Genomic DNA, 446 nt, shown 5'->3' with positions numbered 1-446 from the left:
CAATGTCGGCATTCGCTTCATCGGCATTCCGATGGAGTTCTATTATCAGCGCATGAATGAGCTGCTGATCCTGGTTCTCGGCATCGGCGCCGTCGTCATGCTCATCGTCGGTGTTCTCGCCTTCTATGCGATCCGGCTCTCGGTTAAGCCTTTGCAGGCGCTGACCGCCAGCGTCCACGCGATCTCCTCGGGCAATCTCGATGGGGCGATCCCCTGTCTCGAGAAGAGGAACGAGTTCGGCGAGATCGGCCGCGCCCTCTCTCTTTTCCGCGACAGCGCCCTTGCACGGCGTGACCTGGAAACCGAGGCGGCCGAACAGCGCGCACTCAGCGATGCCGAGCGCGCCAGGAACGATGCCGACCAGCGTTCGCTCGACGGCCAGATCGACTTTGCCGTCAACCAGCTTGCCGCCGGCCTCGGCCGCCTATCCCAGGGCGCCGTCTCGC

Annotated in this window: 1 protein-coding gene; it reads left to right on the top strand. The window is 63.7% G+C overall.

Going from position 1 to position 446, the window contains the following annotated elements:
• A partial coding sequence (locus A7X77_RS31815; RefSeq protein ID WP_156668227.1) for a HAMP domain-containing protein occupies positions 1 to 446 on the top strand: 446 nt, incomplete at both ends.

Source organism: Rhizobium bangladeshense (assembly GCF_001662075.1).
GTDB classification, from domain to species: Bacteria; Pseudomonadota; Alphaproteobacteria; order Rhizobiales; family Rhizobiaceae; genus Rhizobium; species Rhizobium bangladeshense_B.
Note: the sequence above shows the minus strand (reverse complement) of the source record. Positions and strands in the feature narration are given on the sequence as shown.